This window comes from Hyphomicrobium sp. B1 (assembly GCF_049532635.1).
Lineage (GTDB): Bacteria > Pseudomonadota > Alphaproteobacteria > Rhizobiales > Hyphomicrobiaceae > Hyphomicrobium_B.
This window is the reverse complement of sequence record NZ_CP134871.1, coordinates 1,600,284-1,625,405: the sequence shown is the minus strand read 5'-3', so window position 1 is coordinate 1,625,405 and position 25,122 is coordinate 1,600,284. Positions and strand designations below refer to the sequence as shown.

Annotated in this window: 17 protein-coding genes and 1 tRNA gene; 7 read left to right on the top strand and 11 right to left on the bottom strand. The window is 61.4% G+C overall.

The window, feature by feature from the left end:
• The first annotated feature begins 243 nt into the window (after positions 1-243).
• A complete protein-coding gene (locus tag RLW55_RS07895; protein WP_423416061.1) occupies positions 244-3,588 on the top strand; it encodes a hypothetical protein in 3,345 nt (1,114 codons plus the stop codon).
• 86 nt (positions 3,589-3,674) lie between these two features.
• On the opposite strand, the gene RLW55_RS07890 is transcribed toward RLW55_RS07895, so the two are convergent.
• Positions 3,675-4,523, bottom strand: a complete 849-nt coding sequence (locus RLW55_RS07890) for a fumarylacetoacetate hydrolase family protein (protein WP_409561173.1) — start codon at positions 4,521-4,523, stop codon at positions 3,675-3,677.
• Positions 4,524-4,768: 245 nt separating this feature from the next.
• On the opposite strand from RLW55_RS07890, the gene RLW55_RS07885 reads away from it, so the two are divergent.
• From RLW55_RS07885 to RLW55_RS07875, 3 genes are all read left to right on the top strand, one after another.
• Entirely contained in the window at positions 4,769-5,344 is a 576-nt protein-coding gene (locus tag RLW55_RS07885; RefSeq protein ID WP_423416060.1) for a PRC-barrel domain-containing protein, read from the top strand.
• A gap of 57 nt (positions 5,345-5,401) precedes the next feature.
• The gene (locus tag RLW55_RS07880; RefSeq protein WP_409561175.1) at positions 5,402-6,661 is read left to right on the top strand and encodes an MFS transporter; all 1,260 of its coding nucleotides are present in this window, start codon (positions 5,402-5,404) and stop codon (positions 6,659-6,661) included.
• Positions 6,662-6,863: 202 nt separating this feature from the next.
• Complete coding sequence (locus RLW55_RS07875; RefSeq protein WP_409561176.1) at positions 6,864-7,769, top strand: MipA/OmpV family protein; 906 nt, start codon at positions 6,864-6,866, stop codon at positions 7,767-7,769.
• 9 nt (positions 7,770-7,778) lie between these two features.
• Here RLW55_RS07875 and RLW55_RS07870 read toward each other — a convergent pair whose 3' ends face one another.
• The 3 genes from RLW55_RS07870 to RLW55_RS07860 form a co-directional block, all read right to left on the bottom strand.
• Positions 7,779-10,925, bottom strand: coding sequence for a multidrug efflux RND transporter permease subunit (locus RLW55_RS07870; protein ID WP_423416059.1), 3,147 nt, complete (start codon positions 10,923-10,925; stop codon positions 7,779-7,781).
• A 1-nt stretch (position 10,926) separates the two neighbouring features.
• Positions 10,927-12,123: an efflux RND transporter periplasmic adaptor subunit gene (locus tag RLW55_RS07865; RefSeq protein ID WP_423416058.1), complete on the bottom strand. Its 1,197-nt coding sequence runs from the start codon at positions 12,121-12,123 to the stop codon at positions 10,927-10,929.
• 273 nt (positions 12,124-12,396) lie between these two features.
• Positions 12,397-13,818, bottom strand: coding sequence for a PLP-dependent aminotransferase family protein (locus RLW55_RS07860; protein WP_423416057.1), 1,422 nt, complete (start codon positions 13,816-13,818; stop codon positions 12,397-12,399).
• A gap of 110 nt (positions 13,819-13,928) precedes the next feature.
• On the opposite strand from RLW55_RS07860, the gene RLW55_RS07855 reads away from it, so the two are divergent.
• Complete coding sequence (locus RLW55_RS07855) at positions 13,929-14,789, top strand: DMT family transporter (protein WP_423416056.1); 861 nt, start codon at positions 13,929-13,931, stop codon at positions 14,787-14,789.
• Between the two features lie 15 nt (positions 14,790-14,804).
• On the opposite strand, the gene RLW55_RS07850 is transcribed toward RLW55_RS07855, so the two are convergent.
• The 4 genes from RLW55_RS07850 to RLW55_RS07835 form a co-directional block, all read right to left on the bottom strand.
• Complete coding sequence (locus RLW55_RS07850; RefSeq protein WP_423416055.1) at positions 14,805-16,640, bottom strand: methyltransferase domain-containing protein; 1,836 nt, start codon at positions 16,638-16,640, stop codon at positions 14,805-14,807.
• A gap of 74 nt (positions 16,641-16,714) precedes the next feature.
• Positions 16,715-16,801, bottom strand: a tRNA-Leu gene (locus tag RLW55_RS07845).
• A 67-nt stretch (positions 16,802-16,868) separates the two neighbouring features.
• On the bottom strand, positions 16,869-17,387 hold the full coding sequence (locus RLW55_RS07840) for a thioredoxin family protein (protein ID WP_409561182.1): 519 nt from the start codon (positions 17,385-17,387) through the stop codon (positions 16,869-16,871).
• 114 nt (positions 17,388-17,501) lie between these two features.
• Positions 17,502-18,431, bottom strand: a complete 930-nt coding sequence (locus RLW55_RS07835; RefSeq protein WP_423416054.1) for a ketopantoate reductase family protein — start codon at positions 18,429-18,431, stop codon at positions 17,502-17,504.
• A 175-nt stretch (positions 18,432-18,606) separates the two neighbouring features.
• On the opposite strand from RLW55_RS07835, the gene RLW55_RS07830 reads away from it, so the two are divergent.
• Positions 18,607-18,894 (top strand): hypothetical protein, encoded by a 288-nt coding sequence (locus RLW55_RS07830; protein ID WP_409561184.1) that lies wholly within the window; start codon positions 18,607-18,609, stop codon positions 18,892-18,894.
• A 287-nt stretch (positions 18,895-19,181) separates the two neighbouring features.
• On the opposite strand, the gene aspS is transcribed toward RLW55_RS07830, so the two are convergent.
• The gene (aspS, locus tag RLW55_RS07825) at positions 19,182-20,984 is read right to left on the bottom strand and encodes an aspartate--tRNA ligase (RefSeq protein WP_423416392.1); all 1,803 of its coding nucleotides are present in this window, start codon (positions 20,982-20,984) and stop codon (positions 19,182-19,184) included.
• Positions 20,985-21,251: 267 nt separating this feature from the next.
• On the opposite strand from aspS, the gene rnd reads away from it, so the two are divergent.
• Positions 21,252-22,406 (top strand): ribonuclease D, encoded by a 1,155-nt coding sequence (gene rnd / locus RLW55_RS07820; RefSeq protein WP_423416053.1) that lies wholly within the window; start codon positions 21,252-21,254, stop codon positions 22,404-22,406.
• Between the two features lie 162 nt (positions 22,407-22,568).
• On the opposite strand, the gene RLW55_RS07815 is transcribed toward rnd, so the two are convergent.
• Both RLW55_RS07815 and RLW55_RS07810 read right to left on the bottom strand, forming a co-directional pair.
• Positions 22,569-23,507, bottom strand: coding sequence for a DnaJ C-terminal domain-containing protein (locus RLW55_RS07815; RefSeq protein WP_013949712.1), 939 nt, complete (start codon positions 23,505-23,507; stop codon positions 22,569-22,571).
• 77 nt (positions 23,508-23,584) lie between these two features.
• Positions 23,585-25,120 carry an exopolyphosphatase gene (locus tag RLW55_RS07810; protein ID WP_414464045.1) on the bottom strand — a complete coding sequence of 512 codons (1,536 nt, stop codon included), beginning with the start codon at positions 25,118-25,120 and terminating at the stop codon, positions 23,585-23,587.
• Positions 25,121-25,122 lie beyond the last annotated feature (2 nt).

Sequence of the window (25,122 nt, the reverse complement as noted above, 5' to 3'; positions counted from 1 at the left end):
GATATAACATGTCGGGATGGCGGACCATCCGGTTCAAGGGCCGCATGCCTTATTTTATCCCCGTGCGGCGCGACCAAGGTAAAATGCGCCGGTGGCTGGCGGAATGGGTGAGATTCTCAAAAGAAGTTCATCCGATGAGCACATTTCGTCTTAATGTCGCCGCCAATCAGCCCGTTGGGGCGCGCAATTTTAACCAACGCGGCCGGCGATTCGACGGGCGCACTGGCTGGGAACGACTTCAGGATGGACGTCAAGTTTTTGATCGACAGACTGGCGGAGAATGCCCGTCCGATCGGTATTGCCGTTGTCATTGCCTGCACCCTCACCCTCCTGCTGCGCAGCCGGATTGCGCGACGGCTGAGGACCGCCATCGAAGAAACGATTTTTTCCAATTGGCGCTTAGCCTTACTCGGTACGACCGGCCTCGTGCTTTCTGCCGCGGCGGGCTGGCGCACATGGGAAGGCATGTACAATTTCACCGGCGAGCCCCTGCTCTCCGGCATGGTGACGTTCGGCATCCAGGGCATCATGCTGATCGTCGCGTGGCTGATCGGCGAGAGTTTCGCCACGGGGATGAACCGGCAATCGCGACCGGGACAATCAGCACTCGCAAGCTCGGGCGCGCAGCCGTGGATCGGCACCTTCATCGGGCTTTTGCTGTTCCTCACCTGTTTCGTGTTGTTTCTGCAGTGGTCGGGAAGCGGCGACGGCCGGCAGGCGACTGGCCTGTCCGATATCGACTGGTCGACGGCGGGCAACAAGTTCCTGATGTTCGGGGCCGGGCTTCTGCTCGTGGCGCTGTTCGCGCTCTATGCGGCGAGCGACATCGTCCGCCCTTACGTCCAGGTCGTGCGCATCATCCTGCGCAATTCGATGCTGTGGCTGATGTTCCTCGCCTGCATGGCGACGAGCGTGTTCTTCTCGTTCGATAGTTTCTTCACGTCGATCTTCCCGCAGTCGGAGCGCGTGCGCGCAGCCGAACTGCGCGCGCAGAACCAGGTCTCGGGCATCATCACCGATATCGAGCAGGCGATCGCGGCGCGTCATGCGGCGCTGGCTGATGAACTGTTCAAGACGCAAGCGTGGAAAGATTACGACGTGCAGCTTGAGAAGATCACACAGGCCGCGACGCAATCGCAGGCCGTGATCGAAAAGTTCGTCAACGATCAGATCGAAGAGCGTCGCCGTGCCGTGCAAGAGCAGCAGGAGCGGATGGCGTCGGCGCAGGCAGGGCAAGCGGGCCTCGCCAATCGCAAGGTTTCGCTGACGGACGAAAAAGCGAGCCTTGCGGCGCAGCGCCCCGAACTGGCGGCCGATTATCAGACCAAGAAAGCCGACTACGACCAAAAGCTGAAAGACGTCGATGCCAAGCGCGTCGAGGCGTTGGCCGAAGACAAGGGCGTGGAAGGCAGCGGCAAGGCCGGACGCGGACCGCTTTATCGCCAGCGCATGGCGGAACTCTCCACACTGCAAGGCGCGGCGCAAATCGCGCAAGAGCGCATGGCGAATGCGCAGAAACGTCTGAGCACGGTCGAAACGCGGCTATCGTCCATCGACACCGAGCTTGCAACGCTTGACGGCGATCTCGCCAAGTACAAGGGCGAAGCCCAGACGGCGGAGCAGCGGATCAAGCTCGCCCAGGACAGCGTGCAAACGGATGCCGGACCGAAGGTCGATCCGACGCGGATCCTGCCGTTGTTCGAGCGCATCCGGTCAGAGTTTCGCGCCGATCCGACGGTCGCGCATCTCAACAGCGTGCAGCAGATGTGCGGCGACATCTATACGGCGATGCAGGCGACGCCAGAAACAAAGTCGCTCGTCTCCGGCATCGACTGCGATCCGAAGACGACGGCCGATGCGGCAGGCACGCTGTTCGCGCTGCAGGCGGGCACAAAGGTTTTCGAGAACACTTGCGCGGGCGGCGACAAGCTCAACGCCAACACGTCGACCGATGCGCTGTTCGCGTTCGCGCGGCGCTGCCTGTCAGACAGTGCGCTTCCGAGCCACGACACCGATGCGCTGCGGACCGAAATCAACCGCATCGAGCTTTCGCGCGATGACAAGGCGCACCGCTTCGTCGTCACGCTCAATGCATTCCAGGACGGCAACCACCTCGCCTACCTGGCGCTGGCGATCGCGATCGGGCTCGACGGCTTGATTTTCATGTCGGGCTTGTTCGGCGCCAATGCCGTGCGCTCGCCGCTGTCGGATATTCCGAGCTATCGATCGCGCTCGGGCGCGCAGCTTGAAGCAACGATCAACGCCGCGCTCGGCGCGCATCCGCATGAGACGGCGTGGCTGACGCTGACATCGCTCAGGCCGATCACCAATCAAGACGGGTTTTCGGCACTCGCCGATTTGAGCGCGATGGAGCGGTCGCAGGCCGATCGCGTGCGCATGGTGCTTACGGCGGGCGCCGATATCGGCGCGGTCGAGACGATCAGCCATAACCCTGAGCGGTACCGCGTGCGCAGCGAGTTGCGCGAGTATCTGTCTTCGATCTGCGACAAGCAGTTCAAGACCGACGCTTCCGCTAAAGACAAAGCGCGGCTCGACCAGCTTGTATCGGCCGCGCTAGCGCCGCATCCGCGCGAGCATTCCGAAATCGTGCTCAATACGCTGGAGCCGATCCGGGAGACGGAAGGCTTCACGTCGATGGTGACGCTGTCGGAGATCACCAACGACTATGACACGCGCGTCGTCCGCCGCGTGATGAATGCGGGGGCGGCGGTGAAGGCCGTTGCGCCCGACGTCAAGATCGACGACCGCTATTACATCCGCCCGGCGCTTTATGAGACGCTGCTGACCATCCGCGCGACGGCACCGGAAAGCGCAGCCTATGCGCGAGATCGGGCGCGGTTCGAGGGCGTTCAAGAGCGTCCGGCCATTGACGCCGGGATCTTGCGCGAAGCGAAGCCGGAATTGCCGCCACAGCCCAAAGGCAGCGTCCCCGAGATTGAACGGCGCCGCGAGCCGCCTGCCCTGCCGGGCTTGTTGCCTCTGACGCGCGAAGAAAAGCAGGAGCTTGCGGCGCATTTCCGCGAAGTGCTGCTCGAAGCCATTCACCTACGGTCCGACATTGTCGATAACCGGTTCAGTCAGCCGCAGTCGCGCGATGCTATCCGGGAAGCGTGGAAAGCGCTCAATGCACACAGCAAGAAAAATGAAAATCTCGGCTTCCTCTTGCGCGATTTCCAAAACGAGCAAGACCGCTTGTTGAGCGAAGCCTATTCGAGACTCCGCAGCGAAACCGGCGGTGACGAGCGCAAGCTGTCAATCCTTGAAGGGATTGACGGAGCGGTGCGCGACGACCTTTCGCTTTACATGCTGTTTCCCGAGATGAGTCTCGTCACATATCTGATCGATGAACTCGAGACTGCGGCACAGCCGGACGACGGCCTCGCGCACGGCGAGCAGGATCTCAAAGATCAGCTGAAGTTCGTGCGCGAAGCGCTCGGGCGATTGGATCTCGACAATCCGCGGTCGTGGGACGAAATCCGCCAGCGGCTCGCGATACGAACAGGTTCGGATTTCCGCAATTTCTATCGGCCATCCGATAGCGACAGCGAGCCCGGCGACGACGCGTGAGCGCGCACTGAGCGACTTACACGGTTCGCGCCGAAGCTTGACTGGATCCCGGCCTTCGCCGGGATGACGTTGTGAAAGGCGACCGTTCAGAGCTTGAAGTCGACGACTTTCTGGCGCTGCGTGCCGAGGCCGTCGATCTTCAGTTCCATGACGTCGCCAGCTTTGAGGAACTCTTTCGGATTGCGGGCCGTACCGACGCCGGGTGGCGTGCCGGTGGTGACGATATCGCCGGGCTCAAGCACCATGAACTCGGTGATGTAAGCGAGCAGCGTCGGGATGCGGAAAATCATCGTCGAGGTCGAGCCGGTCTGCTTGCGCTCGCCGTTGACGTCTAGGGTCATCGTCAGGTTGTCGAGATCGGTGATCTCGTCGGGGGTCACGAGCCACGGACCGATGGGCCCGAACGTCTCGGCGGATTTGCCCTTGACCCACTGGCCGCCGCGCTTCGATTGGAAGCGGCGCTCCGACACGTCGTTACAGATGCAGTAGCCCGCGATGTATTTTGCCCAATCCTGCACATCGACGTAGCGGGCACGCGTGCCGATGACGAACGCGATCTCGACCTCCCAATCGAGATGGCGCGAATTGCGCGGGATCATCACATCATCGTCTGGGCCGCAGATCGACGTCGTCGCCTTGTTGAACAGGATCGGCTCGGTTGGAATCTCCTGCCCGGTCTCTTTGGCGTGGTCGGCAAAGTTGAGGCCGATGGCAATGAAGTTATGCGTGTCGGCGACCGGCGGGCCGAGGCGTGCGTCTTTCGGCGCGAGCGGCAGAGACGCGAGATTGAGCTTGCGAATTTCATCGAGCGATGCCGGCGAGAGATATTCGCCGGAAAAATCCGGGATGACTTCCGAGAGATTGCGAACTTCGCCATTGGTATCGAGAATGCCGGGTCTTTCGGCACCTGGGGCGCCAAAGCGAACAAGTTTCATTTGCGAATATCTCCAGAAAGCATCGCCTTGCGGCGCCGGGGCAGCTTCTAAGCAGAAAAAGTCCGGCCTGCCAATCAGGTCGCCACGGTTCCAGTGATCATGCGTCCGCAGCTTTGCGCTTTGTGAAAGTTAGCGAAGGCGGAACTTGCGCCATGCTCGGCGGTTTCCTCTTGGCCGCCGAGTGTGGGCAAATCGAGCGCGAGGCTGCAATGCCTCGCGTTTCAGCATGGAATGGGGACCTTCCGATGCGTGTTATGGTTACGGCGCGTGTTTCCTTGATGCTTGCGGCAATGTTCGCATTGGCCGCAGCGGGCGTAGCGCGCGCGGACACGGCATCTCCTGAAGCGCAGCCGCCGTCCACCGCCCCGCCGGACCAGCACGCGACAGCCCCTGCCGATGCGGGCAAGAAGCCCGACGAGCAGACGCCCGGCGATATGCCCGCCGTCGTCGTCGATGACAACAAAGTCGAAAGCCTGCTTGGCAAGGACGTGACGAGTGCGAAGGGCGAGAAGCTCGGGCAGATCACCGATATTCTCGTCAGCCACAGCGGCGAGGTGCGGGCGGCGGTGATCGATTTCGGCGGCTTCCTAGGTGTAGGGTCGCGGAAGATCGCCGTTGCGTGGGGAACGCTGCAGTTCTCGCCCAAGGCCATCACACTCGGCATGACGCGGGACGAATTGCGCGTGACGCCCGAATACCATCAGGGCGAACCGGTGGTGATCGTCGGCGCTTCTGCTCCCCCTGCACAGCCGGCGCCCTCGGCGCAGCCCGGGCCGCCACAACCTTCAGGACCGCCAACCACTTCTGCTCCGGCCAAATGATGAGGGCCGTCAGCGCGGGGGCTCACATTCATTTGCTTTGCGCGCCGGACTGACGCCATGCGCGGTATCGCTCGGTTTTGGCGGCGCGCGGGTATCAGGCCGACAGGCAGGAGCCAACTCGGCGTCGACGGCTTTGCGTTTTTCCTCGCCGATGCCCAGGTCGGGTTCGGCCCGTTTCTCACCGTCTATCTGACGTCGGAAAAATGGACGAGCGCCGACATCGGCCTTGTGTTGACGGTCGGCAGCATCATCGCGCTCATCGGACAGGTGCCCGGCGGCGCACTTGTCGATGCGATGGGACGGGAACGGACACTTGCCGCCACCTCGACACTGATGATCGGCGCGTCGGCGTTTTCGATTGCGATCTGGCCACAGTTTACCGCGGTCTTCTTCGCGCAAGTCTTTCATTCGCTCGCGAGCGTCGTGACCGGGCCTGCGCTCGCGGCGATCAGCCTGGGGCTCGTCGGGCATAACCTGATCGGCGAGCGGCTCGGTCGAAACGCGCGGTTTGCGTCGCTCGGCAGCATGATCGCGGCGGCAAGCATGGGCGCGTGCGGTTATTATCTTTCGAGCCAGGCTGTGTTCTTCGTCGCGGCGGCGATGACTGTTCCGGCGGTGCTTTCGCTTTATCTGATCTCGCCCGCCGACTTTCATCGCGAGGAAGTGACGCCGAAGCCCAAAGCGCATTACGATATTCTCGACGCGGTACGGACGCTGGCGTCGAACCGGCCGCTGCTGATCCTGGCCGGAACGGTATCGCTGTTTCACCTTTCCAATGCGTCGATCATGCCGCTCGTCGCCAATCTCATTACGCAGCGTGCGAGCGACGCCGCGACGATCCTTGTCGCGTTGTGCATCATCGTTCCGCAATTCGTCGTGGCGATGATCTCGCCATGGATCGGGCGCTATGGCGACCGGCATGGGCGGCGGCCGTTGCTAATGCTGGGCTTCGCGGCGCTGCCCATACGAGCCGCGCTGCTGGCATCGAGTTCGGACCCGGTCGTCATGGTGGCGATCCAATGCCTCGACGGCATCTCAGCGGCGGCGCTCGGCGTGCTGGTTTCGGGCGCCGTCGCGGACGTCACGCGAACGTCGGGGAACTTCAATCTGGCGCTCGGATTTGTCGGCATCGCGATGGGCGTCGGCGCGTCGATCAGCACGACGCTGGCGGGTATCATCGCCTACGATTTCGGAGCATCGACGGCCTTCCTGACGCTGGCGTGCATCGGACTGGCGGCTTTCCTGGCAGTTGTGCTGCTGCTGCCTGAAACGCGGACTGCAGAAAATAAGGAACATGAAAGCCCTATCGCGCGTTGAGCCGCAACCAGGGGATCATCCTCATTGGACGGACGGAATTTCGCGATGGCTCAAGTTGTTAGCCGCCGTTTCCTGCTTCTTGATCTGTGTCATCGCCGCCGTCTCGCGGTCGTCAGAACATCTTTTTTACGAATTTATGGTTCTTTAATTTTCCCAATAGGGCGCGTACACCATATCCCGATGGGCGCTGTTGGAGTGTTTTATGGCCCATAATCGGGGCAAGTCCGTTGCTTTGGATGGCCTAGCGGCATCACGCGTTCAGCGTCGGGTGTCCGTTGCCTGCAGCGGTTTCTTGGCGGCGGTGGTCTCCTGCATTGCTCCGCATGCGGCGCTCGCCGACGGCCCGTTCGACAACTCAATCGCCAATCCGACCATCGCAACGGCATCGTCCGACTGGGTTGTGACGCTCGGCGCCTGGGGCAATATCTCGCCGGAGTTTTCCGGTTCAAGCCATTACGATCTGGGCGGCTCGCCCATCGTCGACTTTCATCGGGTCGGCGATAAGGAATGGCTGAGCCTGCCGAACGACGGCATCGATTACGAACTGTTCTCGACCGATAATTTCCGCGCCGGTCCCGTCGGTCAGATCCGCTGGGACTTCGGCAATACGCGCGATCGCGGCCTGAAAGAGATCGGCAACACGGGCGTTGACCTTTCGCTTGAGATCGGCGCTTTCGTCGAATATTGGCCGGCGGAATGGCTCCGCACGCGCCTGGAAGCGCGCAACGCCGTCTATGGCGCTGAAGGCTGGGTTTTCGATCTGAGCTCGGATTTTGTGTGGCATCCGACGACGCAATGGACGGTCGCCGCCGGTCCGCGACTGTCGATCGCAGACAGCGACTACATGAATGCCTACTACGGTTTGAATGCGGCGCAGGCGGAAAGCGCCCACCTTTCGAAATACGAAGCGTCTGCGGGCGTGCGCTCGGCTGGGGCCGGCCTTTACGGCGAATACAAATGGACCGAACAGTTCTCGACGATGGCGTCGTTCGAATACGAGCGGCTGGTCGGCAGCGCCGGGGATTCGCCCCTGGTCAGCGAAGCGGGATCGCCGGATCAGTTCACCGTTTCGTTCGGCGCGAAGTATAGGTTCGTCTGGAGCCATTAGCGGCTTCGGTTATGGCGCGGGCGCGGCGTTCGCAGGACCCGCCTTGTCACTCGGCGCCTTAGAGTCCTCCGCCGATTTCGTCAGCCAGTTCGACAACCGATCCATGTACAGAAAAATGACCGGCGTCGTGAAGAGCGTCAGGATCTGGCTGATCGCAAGACCGCCGACCATCGCATAGCCAAGCGGCTGGCGGATTTCTGCGCCCGTTCCGGCGCCGATCATCAGCGGGACGCCGCCGAGCAGGGCCGCAAGTGTCGTCATCATGATCGGCCGGAACCGCAGCAGCGCCGCCTTGCGGATGGCTTCGACCGGCGACAGGTGCTCGTTGCGCTCGGCGTGAATGGCGAAGTCGACGAGCATGATGCCGTTCTTCTTGACGATGCCGATCAACAGGATAACGCCGATCATGGCGACAAGGCTGAAGTCGAAGCCGAACAGCATCAAGGTGATGAGCGCACCCGCACCCGCCGATGGCAACGTGGACAGGATGGTGATCGGGTGAATGTAGCTCTCGTAGAGGATACCGAGGATCAGATAGACGACGAAAAGTGCTGCCGCGATCAACAGCGGGATCGTCGTCAGTGATGCCTGGAAGGCTTGAGCGTTGCCCTGGAATGTCGTCTGCATCGAGGCCGGCAGGCGCAGCTCGCGCTCTGCGGCCCTGATCTGGTTGGTCGCCGTGCCGAGCGAAGCGCCGGGCGCGAGATTGAAGCTGATCGTTACGGCCGGAAACTGCCCCTGATGCGAGATCGACAGCGGTTCGGTCTTCCGTGTCGTCCACGAAGCGATCGTTCCGAGCGGGATGAGGCCGCCGGTCGTCGGCGAGTGGATGTAAAGCTTATCGAGGCTGTGGGGGTCGGCCTGCACCTCGGGCGATGCTTCCATGATGACGTGATAGCTGTTCTGCTGGGTGAAGTACTGCGCGACCTGCCGCTGGCCGAACGCATCATAAAGCGTCGCATCGACCTCGTCGGGCGTCAGGCCGTAACGCGAGGCCTGATCGCGATTGACTTCGACCTTCAGCGTCGTGCCTGCCATCTGCTGATCGGTCGCGACGTCGCGGAGCGTCGGCAGCGTCTTCAGTTTTTCGAGGATTCGCGGTGCCCAGGTGTTAAGCTCGTTGGTGTCGGCGTCCTCAAGCGTGTACTGGAATTGCGTGCGCGACGCGCGGCCGCCGACATTCACATCCTGCGCCGCCTGCATGAAGAGGCGAACGCCTTCGAGCTTTGCGAGCTTCGGCTGCAAACGGCGGATGACCTGGAATGCCGACGCATCGCGCTCGGACTTGGGTTTCAAGGTGATATAGACGCGGCCGCTGTTGAGCGCGGGCGTCGTTCCGCCGGCGCCGATTGCCATTGCCACTGTCGCGACAGCCGGATCGCTGGAAACAACTTTGCCGACTTCCTCCTGATACTTCATCATGGCGTCGAATGAGGTGTCTTCGGCCGCCTCGGAGATGCCGATAATGAGGCCAGTATCCTGCTGCGGGAAGAAGCCTTTCGGGATGGTGACGAAGAGATAAGCGGTCAACCCCAACGTCGCGAAGAATGTCATCAGCGTCAGGAACTGATGGCGAAGAACGAAATCGAGGCCGCGGCTGTAGCCATTGAGCAGCGCGTCGAATCCGCGTTCGCTCAGTTTGTAAAGGCGGCCGCGCTGTACCTCCTTTTCGCTTTTCAGGAAGCGCGAGGCCATCATCGGCGTCAGCGTCAGCGCGACGAAGCCCGAAACAGCAATCGTCATTGTGACGGTAACGGCAAATTCGCGGAACAGGCGGCCGATGATGCCGCCCATCATCAGCAACGGGATGAAGACGGCGACGAGAGAAATGCTGATCGAGACGACGGTGAAGCCGATTTCGCGCGCCCCCTTCATCGCCGCATCGAACGGCTTTTCGCCGTCTTCGACGTAGCGCACGATGTTTTCGAGAACGACGATGGCATCATCGACGACGAAGCCGACGGCGATCGTCAAGGCCATGAGCGACAAATTGTCGAGGCTGTAGCCCAAGACATACATCAGCGCGCAGGCGCCGAACAGCGCCAGCGGTACCGTCACGCTGGGAATGATTGTCGCCCAAAGGCTGCGCAGGAAAACAAAAATAACGGCGACAACAAGCGCCACCGAGAGCAGCAGTGCGAATTCGACATCCTCGATGGACGCGCGAATCGTCTGCGTGCGATCGCTCAGAATATGCACGTTGAGCGCCTTGGGCATCGCCGCCTGAAGCCGCGGCAGCTCGGCCTTGATGCGATCGACTGTCTCGATGACGTTGGCGCCCGGCTCCTTGAAGATAATCAGGAAGACGCCGCGCTTATTGTTGGCCCACGCCGCCTCCTGATCGTTTTCCGGCCCAACGATTGCCTTGCCGACGTCCTTGATGCGGATCGGGGCGCCATTGCGGTAGGCGATGATGACGTCGTCCCAGGACTTCGCGTCAGTCAGCTGATCGTTGGTGTAAATTGTATAGCCGCGATTGGCGGATTGGACCGAGCCCTTAGGGCTGTTCACGGTGGTGATCGAGAGCGGCGTTCGCACATCTTCGAGCGTCAGGCCGCGGGCGTAGAGCTTCGCAGGGTCGAGCTGAACGCGGATCGAAGGCTTTTGCTCGCCACCGATCACGACCTGACCGACGCCGTTGATCTGACTGATCTGCTGCGCAAGTTTCGTATCGGCGTTGTCGTCAACCTCGGTCAGCGGCATGGCGTCGGAAGTAGCGGAAAGCAGCAGGATCGGGCTGTCGGCGGGATTGACCTTGCGATAAATCGGCGGCTGCGGAAGGTCTTGCGGCAACTGACCGCCAGCAGCGTTGATGGCGGATTGGATGTCGTTGGCCGCGCCGTCGATATCGCGATCGAGATCGAACTGCACGACAATAGTCGTGACACCGAGGCCGCTGGTCGACGTCGTTTGCGTCACGCCAGGAATCTGCGCGAATTGCCGCTCAAGGGGCTGCGCGACGTTCGATGCCATCGTCTCGGGGCTCGCCCCGGGAAGATTGGCCGAAACCTGAATGGTCGGAAAATCGATCTGCGGCAACGGCGCGACCGGCAGATTCATAAATGCGATCACGCCGACGAAAAGAATGCCGACCATGATCAGCGACGTCGCGATCGGGTAGCGAATGAACGGACCTGAAATGCCGCCGCTGTCCATGTTACTCGGCCTCGCCGGACGGGCGCTTTACTGGCGCGGTCATAACTGACGCGGTGGTGTGCGCGGCCTTTTCCTTGCGGTTATTCTGCTCCGTCAAATCAACGAGCGTTCCGGGCGCAAGGCGATAGTAGCCGGATGTAACCACGCGCTCTCCGGGTTCGACGCCACTTTTGATCACGGCTTCACCATTCTGGATCTCACCGACCACAAGTTTGCGCATCTCGATCCGATTGTCGGGACGCACAACGTAGGCGAACAAATTTTCAGGGCCGCGCTGGACGGCTGCGTCGGGGATGACGACGACGTTCTTTTCCGTTCGGATGAGCAATCGCGTCGACACCGAGAGGCCGGGCCAAAGCACATGATCGGCGTTGGCGAATTTTCCCTTGAGCTTGATCGTGCCCGTCGTCATGTCGACCTGATTATCGACGAGCGACAACTCGCCCTTGCCCAGTTCGCGCTTACCATCCGGAGTATAGGCAGCGACCTGCAGAGCGCCGTGCTTCAACTGATCGAGGATGCTCAAAAGCTTTTGCTCAGGCTCCGTGAAGATCACGGCAATCGGTTCGATCTGCACGATGGTCGCGACGCCGCCGGTGTCGGTCGCGTGGATGATGTTGCCTTGATCGACCAGGCGAAACCCCATGCGGCCCGAGATCGGTGCGCGGATCGTCGTATACGTGAGCTGCACCTTGGCGTCGTCGATGGCGCCGGCGTCGGCCGCGATCAATGCTTCCTGCTGCTTCACGGCCGAGCGCTGCGTGTCTATCTGCTGTTGCGTTGACGCCAACGGTCCCGCATTCACGAAACGATCGAGATCGCGCTTTAAATTGACGAGGTCGGCTTCGTCCTGAGCTTTTTTAGCGACGGCCTGATCGAGTGTCGCTTGAAACGGCCGCGGATCGATTTGGATCAGAAGATCTCCGGCCTTGACGAACTGGCCTTCCTGGAACGCAACCTTGTCGATCTCGCCATCGACTCGCGAACGCACGGTCACGGTATTCCACGCCTGCACGTTGCCTAAGCTGTCATAGTAAACGGGAAAGTCTTTGCGTTCCGCGGTCGCGACGGTGGCGGGAACGGCTTCTTCCGGTTTCTTCTTTTCGGCGTCGGCAGGATGCTCGCGCATCCACGCCGCATAACCCGCGCCCGCAACGAGCGCGATGATTATCGGCAAGACAAAACTTTTGGCACGCATCCGCGATACGTCCGTTTCCTAATGCGTTTCTATGCAAAGTATCCGAGGCCAGTCGTCGCCCCCGATTAACGACGGTTCAGAAAGGCAGTTCCGTCGCTGCCTGCCCGACAAATCGCGTTACAAAGTGGCAAGGGACAGCCCGAGGCCCACACTATCGCTTAAACAAGCGGAACTCTTTCCCACAGTGAATGACGCGTATGAATTGCGTGCGTATTTGAAAATTCTTTAGCAACGGCGTCGCGAAGGTAGACGGTCACGTGACATTCGGAAATATCATTCTGCCGCCCCGCGATTTCCGGCGTCGATGGCGCGGCGCATAACGTCCCATACCCGCGGATCGGTCGATTGTGCGACGTTGACGCGCAGAAATTCCGACGCAGTATCCGATACGCTGAAAACGTTTCCTGGAGCGAGCACAACATCTTCCTTAAGCGCCGCTCGCGCGACAGCCGCGGAATCCCGTGCGTTCGGCAGCTTGCACCAGAGGTGAAAGCCGCCGCGGGGCATCACCCACGGCTCGATATTCAGATCACGTAGTTTATCTGACGTCCGACGGCGCAACCTTGCCAGCTTCGATCGAAGCTCATCCATGTGCTTGCGATAGCCGCCGCCGGTGAGCACGTCGGCCAGCACTTCGGTCGCGACGGGGCTCGGGCCGCCAAAACTGGTCGCGACCTGGAGGTCAACAAGATCTTCGATCCAGTCGGGCCGCGTGGCGATGTAACCGCAGCGTAGGGACGCCGAAAGTGTCTTCGAGAAACTACCGATACGAATGACGCGTCTCAAACCGTCCAATGCGGCGAGGCGCGGAGACGGGTCGGGTTCGAGATCGGCGAAAATGTCATCCTCGACGATCGTCAGGTCATGCGCCTCTGCCGCACTCAACAGGCGATGAGCGGTCTGCAACGACATCGTTGCACCGGTCGGATTATGCAGCGCGGAGTTGGTGATGTAGAGGCGCGGCCGTTCGGAAGCGAGGATGGCTTCAAAACGTGCAACGTCTGGACCCGACGGCGTATAGGGGACGCCAACGATCTTCACCTGATGCACGCGCAAAAGCGCCCGAAAATTGAAGTAGCAGGGATCGTCAATCAAAGCCGTATCGCCCGGACGCAGCAGGAAGCGGCAAATCAGATCAATCGCCTGCGTGCCCGATGCGGTCAGCAGAAGCTGATCCGGCGTCAACTCAAGCGCGTCTTCTGCGAAGCGCGCGAGCAGATGGCGGCGCAAATTTATCGCTCCACGCGTGCTGCCGTATTCGGTCAGCAGATGATCGTCGGCGCGCGCAAACTTGCGAAAGGCCCGACGCAAGTCCTCGCCCGGCATCCAATCTGACGGTAGCCAACCGCAGCCCGGCTTCAAGACGCGTGCATCCGCTTCGAGAGATTGACGCGAAACCCAAAACGGATCGACGGCGCGATCGAGCTTGGGGCCGGTTTCCTTGAAGGCGAGCGGCGGCAGCGCCGTTCCCGACACGTAGAAGCCGGAACCTCTCCGCGCCCGGATCAGGCCCTCGGCCGCCAGCCGGTCGTAAGCTTCGACAACGGTCGACGGGGAGACACCCATTGTCGCCGCGAACCGGCGGACGGACGGCAATCGGTCTCCGACCGCCAAAGTGCGTTTTGCGACTTTGGCCCGGATCTCGTGCATGACGGTGTCGGTGCGGGTTGCGCCGCGATTCTTCGGTTTCTTCATGTGTATGGCTTTTTGTATCAGTACAGTTTCTTGAAATTGTACTGCATTGTGTCTGGGCGCGCCAGTCAGCCCCATTTAAGTCTATCGGCCTTCAGCACTATGGAGGCGATATGAAATCCTCGGCCGACGGATGGATCAGCGGCCTGATCGGCGTGATCATTTTCAGCGGGTCCCTGCCGGCGACGCGCGTCGCCGTTTCTGGATTTTCTCCGTTGTTTTTGACGTCCGCCCGCGCCGTCATCGCTGCCCTGCTGGCGGCGATGCTGCTGATCGCTCTGCGGCAGAAAAAGCCCGACCGCGGCGAGCTTCTGCCGCTCGGCATCGTGGCAGCGGGCGTCGTCATCGGTTTTCCATTGCTGACGGCGATCGCGCTCCAACACATCACGTCGGCGCATTCGATCGTATTTATCGGTCTCTTGCCGCTTGCGACTGCGATCTTCGCCGTCGTGCGCGGGGGCGAGCGACCGAAGCCCTTGTTCTGGCTCTTCTCAATCGTGGGAAGCGCCACGGTCGCTGGCTTCGCCTTCGGTTATGAGGGAAATGCGTCGCCCGTCGGTGATATTCTGATGATCTGCGCGATCATCGTTTGCGGCTTGGGCTACGCCGAAGGCGCCAAACTCGCTCGCCAGTACGGCGGATGGCAAGTCATATCATGGGCGCTGGTCTTTGCCGCGCCGGCAATGTTGCTGATTGCGATTGCGACGCTGCCATCGTCGTGGCCCGACATTGGATCGGCCGCGTGGATGGGCCTAGCCTATGTCTCGGTCTTCAGCATGCTTATCGGTTTTGTCTTCTGGTATCGCGGACTGGCAATCGGAGGCACTGCAAGCGTCGGTCAGCTGCAGTTGCTACAGCCGTTTTTCGGCCTCGCGTTCGCAGGGCTTGTGCTGCACGAACCCGTCGCCTGGACAATGATCGCGGCAACGGGCGTGGTCGTGGTTTGCGTCATGTTCGCCAGGCGCTTTGCATGACGCGACGCAATTCCCTTATCCGGCTGCGGGTTTGTCCTGACGTTCGACCCAGAAGTAGTACATGCCGTCGAACGTGTGGGGTTTCAGCCGCTCAAAAGCCGCCCAGTCGGCAAGTGTGCCGGCGGGGGCGGCGGCGGGAAACAGAGTTGCGAATTCCTGCAGCACATTCGCGTCCAATGCGAAACCGCGAAACACGAGGCCTTCATCATCGAGGAACTGTGCTATCTCCTCGATCGTCACGGTTGCTTCGCTTTCGTGCAGGACGAGATCGCGGAATGTGTTGAGTGCATAGAAATCGCGGCTTTGCTTGACGTAGCTCGCCGCAGTTCCATCATCACGCAGCAGCAGTGACCGGCGGTAGATGCGCGCAGCAGAATCCGTACAGCCCGCGCCGGGATAATCCTTATCGTCGCGCAAGTCGCGAAGACCTTGCCGCGCCGTCGCGCTGTAGAGCCCGATGTTCATTAGGCCCGACGGTTTCAAGCACGACAGCAATGCGCGCCAGCCTGCACGCCAGTCAGCCATGTGGTGCAGAACGCCGACGCAATAGATGAGATCGAAGCGACGTTCCAGGCGCGCAACATCGAGAATGTCGGCCTGGACGAACGAGACGTTGGTGACCTTCTCACGCGCGGCCATGACGCCGGCGTAGGCGAGGCTCGCCCGCGAGATGTCGATGGCGAGCAGCCGCGCTTTGGGGCCATGCGCCGTCGCCGACATCAAAGCCTGTTGCCCGGTGCCGCAGCCCGCAATCAGGACGTCACATTCCTTGTCCATGAACGCAAAGCAATCTGCAGGCATCAAGCGGCCGAGGTAGCGTTGCAGCGCACCGGGCGCCGAACGCTGAACCGTTTTCCAGCGCGGATAGGGCGAGGCTTCGTACTGGCGCGCAACCTTCAGCGAGGTTGCATCAGAAAGCGCACCGACTGCCGGGATCGACTTGGCGGCAGCGTCTCTGTCGGCGCGTTCGAGAATTTGTGCGCTGAGCGTTTCGCGGAAACTTTTCGGCTTCAAGACGCGCATATCGTCCACGCCGAGCGGTGGCGACACGATCTCCTCCAGCGGTCGATACAGGGCCGCGCACAGGAACGCGCGCGTCGTCGGCATATCGGCCGCCAGCAGCGCGGCGCGCTCGATCTCCAAGGCGGAGATTGCGTCCGTCTCTTGCGAGGTTTCGGCCCAGGCAAAGTCGTTGTTCCAGCCTTGAACCATCAGTGCCAGCGCAAGATTAAAATGATCGCGGTCGTCGAACAACGTGCGGCCGCCATCGAGCAGGATCGCTGCGCGCACCCCTGTGAGCAGGCGTTCGTTGTCGATGCTCTTGACGATGCCCTCGCGTAGGCAGAGGCAAAGCATTTCGTGTTCGGCGCGGCCGAGGTGACGTAGCTTACCGAGGATCGCGCGGCCCGCTTCCAGCTCACTCACTTCGCCGCTTGCAATACGACGAATGCCATAACGCCAATCTGCGTTCTGCGTCGACAGCCATTGCAGGCCCGCCTCGGTGATCGGCTGAAGCGCGACGTCGCGGGTTTGCAGCGCGGTGCTCAAGCCCGCGGCCGTCAAAACGGCACCGTCGTCGACGCGATAGCGGGTGAACAGCCGCGACAACTGCGAAGCCGCCGCGAACGGGCTCGCCGGCTTGCGTTGCAACACCTGGATGAGCAGCGACGCAGCCTTGCCGATGTGGCCCAAGTTTTCTTCAACCACGGCGAGGTTGTATCGCAGATCGAGATTGCCAGCGTCGAGCGCGATGGCTTGCTCGAAAAATGCGGCGGCGCCTTCGAATTCGCCGACCTGCGCTAGGCGCAGAGCGTGTTCGGCAAGCTGGGCTATCGATTCACGCTTTCGCAAGGCGCTTACGACTCTGTTTGGAAATGCGAGTTGGCACCAGCGTACATACCCGCGATCGTTGTCAATTCGACAAATGGTGCGGACGGAGGGACTCGAACCCTCACGACGTTACCGTCTCAGGATTTTAAGTCCTGTGTGTCTACCGGTTCCACCACGTCCGCGTTGCCGGACCTTATGGCGGGTCAGAGGGGCGAGCGCAACACGCTGAGGAAAAGTTCCGAAGAATTATCAGATCGGGCTTTCGCTGGATGGCTGCGGGTCGGTCGCAGCAGGCGCAATGTTGTAGACGCTGTGCGCTTTCTTCATCAGCGCCAGCAGTTCAGCTGGACTGTCGACGTTGACGGAATGGGGATACTGCGGATCGGTTCCGATGAGCTTGTCGGAGACGTTGCCATCCGAATCAAGAAAGAGCGTGCGCGGGACGTAAGAGCCGTCCGGCTGGAAGGCGCCATTGACCTCTTTTTCCTGGTCGGCATCGACCAGGATCATCACAAAATCGCGCGAAGCTGCAACCACGGCCGGGTCCTTGAAGACCTGGCGGAACCGTTTGCAGACGGAGCACCATGTGGCGTGAAATACCATGATGACAGGCCGGCCCGTGTGCGCCGATTCATAAATGCCGGACCGCGCGTCGCGCCAGTTAATCTCGGCACCGTTCCATTCGTCGGCGTGTGCAGGGGCACGCGCGTCCGCCGTTGCTGTCAGAGCGAACAGCGCGAACACAGCGGCGGCGAGCATACGGATCATGCCGGATCTCCAGGCTGAAGATGATTTCCGTATTAGTCTCGCAACGGCGAATTGGAAACAAGGCAGAAGCTGCAGCCGGATTAACAAGTCGTAATCCTACGGGCTCTATAGCGATCAACCGGGCTTAACGGCCGCACAGCGGTTCTCATAAGCCTGCAAATGGAGATAAGCGAGATCGAGAAGCGGCGTCGCGACGCCATGCGCCCTGCCGCGGCGGATCATGTCGCCGACGATCTGGTCCGCCTCGATTTGCCCACCGCGCTGGATATCGCGCAGCATCGAAGCCGACAATGTCGAAGCCGGATCGGTCAGGAAAGTCCGCGAAAATTCCATCATCTCAGGCTGAGGCGGATAACCGTTCGCGCCGGCAATGGCGGTGCATTCGTTCAGCACATTCAGCGTAAACTCTGCTCCGTGCGCGGCGCGCACGATGTCGCCGACGCCGGCGCGCATCAGACACGTCGATGCTGCGAAGGCGGCGAGGAAGTACCACTTCTCCCACATCGCCAAGATGATGTCGTCGGCATGGCGTGCCTCGATGCCGCGAGCGAGTGTCTCGTAAAGCGCCGTCGCCGCCGCCTTCTGCCCGGCGAAGCGCGCGCCCATCGTCAGCGTCGACAATTGCCCAAACTGGCGGATAATCCCGTCTTCGGTCAGCGTCACGCTGATATGAGTAAGACCGCCGAGCACGCGCGCAGCGCCGAACGCAGCGTCGAGCGTATCGAGATGTTTCATGCCGTTGAGCACCGGCAAAATCAGTGTCGTGTCGCCGACAGCCGGGCGGATCGCGTCTGTCGCGCTGTCGAGGTCGTAGGCTTTCGCGCTGAGGATGACTGCATCATACGGCGCGACGATCTCGTCGCGGGTTATGGCTTTGACGGGGATATCGAGACGCCCGTCCACGCTTTCGATCTTGAGACCGTCGCGCGCCAACTGCTCGCGGCGCTTCCGGCGGACGAGAAACGTCACGTCGACACCAGCCTTCGCCAAATAGCCGCCGAAATAGCCGCCAGTCGCGCCGGCGCCGAGGAACAGCAGTTTCATTGCGTTTCGCCTCTCATTTCAATCATTCGATGCAACCGAACGGGGCGTCGATCACATCTTGTTCACGACATTCGCGATCGGACGCACGGGGAGTTGTGTGGCGGTGAACGGGTCGAGTGTCTATCTCAGATTCATCACAGGCGGCATGTGCGCCGCGCAGTTTAATGGAGCTTACATGACTCGCATAATGTTAATTGGATTAGCACTGACCGGCATGGCGCTTCCGGCTTATGCCGACGAGGCAGCGACGAACAACGGCGCGTCCGCGGCTGCGTTCAGTGCCGAACTCGCAAACGCGGCAAACGCCGAGCAGGCGCGCGTGCAGTTAGCGCATCAGGGTTATACGGGAATTTCGCCGCTTTATCGCGGCGAGCAAGGCCAGTGGGTCGGCAATGCCGTCAAGGATGGCAGAACAGTCATCGTGTCGGTGCTGCTGCCGCAGGCGCAGGGCCTGACGAACTAATCTCGACGATTACCCCACCGGATTTCAAGCCCAGCAGTCCGGATAAAACTCAAGCGCCTTTCAAATGAAAGGCGCTTTTTTTGTTGGCGATTGGCGACTCCCCTGTGGGTAGCCGGCCGCCAATCGCACACACTATTATCGTCATGCCGACGGAGGTCGGCATCCAGGCGGCCTTTCGCATGACGATGGTGCGACTTGGCTGGATCCCGGCCTGCGCCGGGATGACGTTAGAGATGGTGACACGTTGATTGTCATCCTCGGTGCAAAGCCGAGGATGACAAAGAGTTCTAGGCTTTCTTCTCCGGCGTGACGACACGGATGGAGAGTTCGCGCAGTTGCTTGGGCGAGGCTTCGCTCGGCGCGCCCATCAGAAGATCTGCCGCCTGCTGGTTCATCGGGAAGAGCGCGACTTCGCGAACGGTCTTGCCGCCTGTCAACAGCATAACGATGCGTTCGATGCCCGCGGCCATACCGCCGTGCGGCGGCGCGCCGTATTGGAACGCGCGGTAGAGACCACCGAAGCGCGCCTCGACATCGGCCTTCGAAAGCCCGGTGATCTCGAACGCTTTCACCATCGTCTCGGGGACATGGTTACGGACCGAGCCCGAGGCAATCTCGTAGCCGTTGCAGACGATGTCGTACTGGTTCGCCTTGAGCGCGAGAAGCGCATCGCGGCCGGACTTCTCGGCAGCTTCCAACGCTTCGCGTCCACCCTTCGGCATCGAGAACGGGTTGTGCGAGAAGTCGATCTTCTTGTCTTCCTCGTTCCATTCGTAGAACGGGAAGTCGACGATCCAGGCGAGCGCGAAGCGGTCTTCGTCGATCAGTTTCAATTCATGACCAGCGCGATCACGCGCGGCGCCTGCAAACTTGTAGAAGTTCGCCGGGTTGCCACCGACGAAGAAGACAGCGTCGCCGTCTTTCAAGCCGAGCTGGTTCTTGATCGCAACCGTGCGTTCGGGGCCGATGTTCTTCGCAATCGGACCGGCGCCCGCTTCGTCGCCATCGCGCCAGAAGATGTAACCCAGGCCCGGCTGGCCTTCGCCTTGCGCCCAGGAGTTCATGCGGTCGCAGAATGCGCGGCTGCCGCCGGTCGGCGCGGGGATTGCCCAGATGCGCGTTTTGGCATCCTTCTCGATCATGCCCGCGAAGACCTTGAAGCCCGAGCCGCGGAAGTGCTCGGTGACATCGGCCATTTCAATCGGGTTGCGCAGGTCCGGCTTGTCGGAGCCGTACTTGGCGATGGCCGTATCGTAAGGAATGCGCGGCCAGCCTTGCGTGACCGGCTTGCCGTTGGCGAATTCCTCGAACAGGCCGGTGATGACGGGCTCCATCGTCTGGAACACGTCTTCCTGCTCGACGAAGCTCATCTCGACGTCAAGCTGGTAGAACTCGCCGGGCAGGCGGTCGGCGCGCGGGTCCTCGTCGCGGAAGCAGGGCGCGATCTGGAAATACCGGTCGAAGCCCGAGACCATCAAAAGTTGCTTGTACTGCTGCGGGGCCTGCGGCAGCGCGTAGAACTTGCCCGAATGAATGCGGCTCGGCACGAGGAAGTCGCGCGCGCCTTCGGGGCTCGATGCGGTCAGGATCGGCGTCGGGAATTCGTTGAAGCCTACGTCATGCATGCGGCGGCGAATCGAGCGCGTGATGTCGAGCCGCTTCATGATGATGCCGTGCAGCGTCTCGCGGCGCAGATCGAGGAAGCGATATTGCAGGCGCAGGTCTTCCGGGTAATCGGGCTCGCCGAAGACCGGGACGGGAAGCTCTTTCGCCGCGGAAAGCACTTCGATTTCAGTGGCGTAAAGCTCGACCTCGCCGGTCGGCAGTTCGGCGTTTGTGGTGCCTTCCGGCCGGTCGCGGACCTTGCCGTCGACGCGGACGACCCACTCTGAACGCAGGGTTTCGGCCACCTTGAACGCCGGGCTGTCGGGATCGGCCACCACCTGGGTCAGGCCGTAATGATCGCGCAGGTCAATAAACAGAACGCCGCCGTGGTCGCGCACGCGGTGCACCCAACCCGAAAGACGCACTTGCGAGCCGACGTCGCTCTTCCGGAGCGCGCCGCAGGTGTGCGAGCGATAACGATGCAGCTTAGCCTCGGCCATGGCCGGAAAACCCTTTGGTCATGTGGGTGAAAATCGCCGCGGAAAAGCGCATGCGGGCGGCGGAAAGTCAAGGTTACCGGCCCTGAGACGTCCTGGCGGCGTCTCTACCCGGATATTGGGGCATTCGGGTCCGGTAATTGCAGGGATTTTCCGGCTGGCCCCGAGAGGGTAGGAGTACGCCGAAAGCCTGTCCACTCCGCGACCAAGCTGATGGCGACAACCGCGAATCCATGCGCTATAGGCGTTGCCCTGATGCGAATGATCACGACCACGTCCGAACTGTCGGCACTCTGCGACGTGCTGGCGAAAAGTGAATATGTTGCCGTTGACACCGAATTTCTGCGCGAGCAGACGTTCTGGCCGTTGCTGTGCCTTATCCAGCTCGCGGGACCGGAAGCCGAGGCGGTCGTCGACCCGTTGAGCCCCGGCATCGATTTGGCGCCATTCTACAATTTGATGGCCAACACCTCGGTGGTGAAAGTCTTTCACGCCGCGCGGCAGGATATCGAAATCGTCTATCTGAAGTCGCAAGTCGTGCCGACGCCGGTTTTCGACAGCCAGGTCGCGGCGATGGTGTGCGGCTATGGCGACAGCATCAGCTACGTCAACCTCGTCAAGAAGACGACGGGCGTCGATCTGGACAAAAGCTCACGCTTCACGGACTGGAGCCGCCGGCCGCTTTCCGAAAAGCAGCTCGATTACGCCCTCGCCGACGTCACGCATCTGCGCGACGTCTATGTGCGTCTCAAGCAGATGCTGGAGAAGACTGGCCGCACGCCGTGGCTGCAGGAAGAGATGGAAGTGCTCATCAGCCCTTCCACCTATGATGCGAAGCCGGAAAACGCCTGGCAGCGGCTGAAGCTGCGCGTGAAGGGGCGGAAGTCGCTCGCAGTCCTGATCGAGCTTGCCGCGTGGCGCGAACGCATGGCGCAGCAGCTCGACGTGCCGCGCGGACGCGTGCTGCGCGACGATGCGCTCTACGATATCGCCAATCAGTTGCCTGCCAGCGCCGATGCGCTTGGCCAATTGCGTACGCTTTCGGACGGTTTTGCGCGCTCGCAGCGGGCGAAGGAAATCATCGATGTCGTGAAGGTGGGTCTGGCGCGCGATCCGAAGACGCTGCCGAAGATCGAGCGCAACGAAGCGCTTTCGGCCGAAGCGAGCGCGACGCTGGAGCTTTTAAAGGTACTGCTGAAGGCGGCCGCTGCCGAGCATGGCGTGGCGCCGCGCATCATCGCCGACAGCGATGATCTCGAACAGCTCGCGACGTCAGATGAAGCCGACATTCTGGCCCTGCAGGGTTGGCGGCGGACGCTGTTCGGGGATGCTGCGCTTAAGCTTAAGCGCGGCGAGCTTGCGCTGACCCTCGTCAACGGCGAAGTGCGCGCGGTACCTGCTGCAAGGTAGAGTTTGTAATCGCGATTGGCGACTCGCATTCCGTACGGCCGCCAATCGTGGACACACGCCACCGTCATGCCGACGAAGGTCGGCACCCAGACAAGCCTCGACAGGACAGATATTGCAGTTTTACTGGATCCCGGCCTCCGCCGGGATGACGATAAGGACTGGCTACTTCCGGCCCGGATCGTAGCTGTGGGTCTGGCGCCATTCGGAGAAGAAGTATGAGAGGCTGTCGTCGATCTCGGATGGCATGACAATCTTGACGGTGACGAGCTGATCGCCGACGTGGCCGTTCTTGCCGCGCGCCCCTTTGCCCTTCAAGCGAAACGTCTTGCCGGAACTCGTGCCCTTGGGAAGCGTCAACTGCACGCGACCCGTGGCGGTCGGAACTTCGACACGGCCGCCGAGAACCGCTTCGTCGATCGTGATCGGCAGCTCAAGCAGCAGATCATCACCCTCGCGGCGGAAATCGGGATGCGGGCGAACCTTGATTTCGACCAGAGCGTCGCCAGCCTCGCCACCGATGGCACCGGGCGCACCCTTACCTTTGAGCCGCAGAACCTGGCCGTCGACCACGCCTTCGGGAACGTTGAGATCCAGCGTGCCGCCGTCAGGCAGCGTGACGCGCTTCTTGGTGCCTTGAACTGCGTCGAGAAAATCGACCTCTAGCGAATAGCGGACATCGTTGCCGCGGGGACCCGCTCCCTGCGCATCGCGGCGGGCGCGTGTGCCGGCGGCGCCGAAGACATCCGAAAAAATGTCGGAGAAGCTGAAGTCATCGAAACCGCCACCCGCCCCAGCCCGGCCCTCGAAACCGCGGGCGCCGAACGGGCTGTGACGCCCGGCACCGGCTCCGGCCCGGCTCCATTGCGGGCGGCGTGGATCGCCTTTGGCGTCGATCTCGCCGGCGTCGTACTGGCGGCGCTTTTCCGGATCGCTCAGGATGTCGTTGGCGGCGGTGATTTTCTTGAAGCGCTCGGCTGCGCCTGCATTGCCGGGATTGACGTCAGGATGGCTGGCTTTCGCGAGCTTGCGAAATGCACTGCGTATTTCATCTTCTGACGCCCCGCGCGATACGCCGAGAATATCGTAAAGATCTTCCGCCATGGAGGCTGTCTTCATCCTGCGAACTTTAATCCGAGATTATCAGAAATTGTTGCGACGCAAGCGAGGCGTACTGCCTCTCAACCGCTAAATCGGATTTCCGCCCGCTTGCCGACCAATTCGGCGAGTGCTCCGAATCGCCGCCGCAGCCTTTCCCCGTCCAGGGCCGCATAAACCGGGGGCAGGGTCAGGACAAGCGCGCCGTCTTCAAAGCTGAGGGGCGTCTGGTCGATGACGCCCGCCATGCCGATCGAGAGCATATGGGCAGCCCGGATCGCCGCACCAAGAATCCGGGCTCGACGCTGCACACGTTTACTAACAAGGCTGCGCAGGCGGTCGGAAAGCCCGGCGCTGCTATCCTCGGATGTCTCGTGGCGGTGAAAAACCGAGAGGGCCAGAAATATCCGCCCCTGGTGGTCCACGCCGCCCAGCCCGGCATGGGCGATGGTGTTGATGCTCTGCTCGCCACGGTAGTCGGGATGCGCCCGCCAGCCGGCATCCGACAACAGACAGGCTGCGTGTCTCAGGCGTCGTTCATCAGCCGTTTCTTCGAGGGTTGGATCGGAGAAGAGTTGGTCGGTCCAGGCGCAAAGCTCGTAAGCGTGCTCGACCGAACGGGAGCGGAGCGCGGCGTAATCCTCACAGAAACTGATCAGCGGATCGCGCGCTTTCTCGTAGGGCGGCAGAAGTCCGTAGATCAAGCCCTCACGGATACCGAACACGGAGAATACGACTTGGCGCGGTTCCATCTGCCGCAACAGGCGCTCCAGCACGAGAGCACCGAAAGGCAGGACTTCGCGGCGGGCCCGGGCGACGCCGGTGATGCCGGGCAGATCAAGCGGCTTCTTGACCTTGCGGAACTGCTCGCACAGGTCGAGCGCTTCGCGCGTGGTCAACCGATAACCCTGCATGACGCGCAACGGATAATCGACACGGTCCATCTGCATTTTCGCGAGCGCGCGCCACGTGCCGCCGACGGCATAGAACGTGCGCCCCGTGCCGTTTCTGAGCCAGGGCAAACTTGCCAGCGCATTGTCGATGATATCGGTCGCGCGTTCGATCTTGTTGCCGGTGGTGTCGATCAAGCGCAGACCGCCGAGCGGCAAGGTCGCGGCTTCCTTGAGGCGATCCTGCTCCAGATCGATCAATTCGAGGCTGCCGCCGCCCAGATCGCCCGCGACGCCGTCGGCATCGATGAAACCCATCATGATGCCCTGGGCGGCGAGGCGGGCTTCCGTTTCGCCGGAGAGGACTTCGATCTTCGCGCCGATAGCCTTCTCGCCGCGGGTGATGAAGTCATGGCCATTCTGAGCGTCGCGAACGGCCGCGGTGGCAATCACCATGATGTTCTTGACGCTGAGGATATGCGCGATCACGCGGAAGCGCGACAGGGCCGCGATGGCGCGTTCGACGGCATCGGCCGCGAGACTTCCAGTCGTTGCGACCGAGCGCCCGAGACCGCAAAGGATCTTTTCGTTGAAGACCGGCGTCGGTGCCCGCACGGCGCCTTCATAGACGACAAGGCGCACGGAGTTGGAGCCGATGTCGACAACGGCGATAGGCTCCATTTCTGCGGTGCGCTCATTCGCGCCCGAGATTTCTTTCCACCGTGTCATTC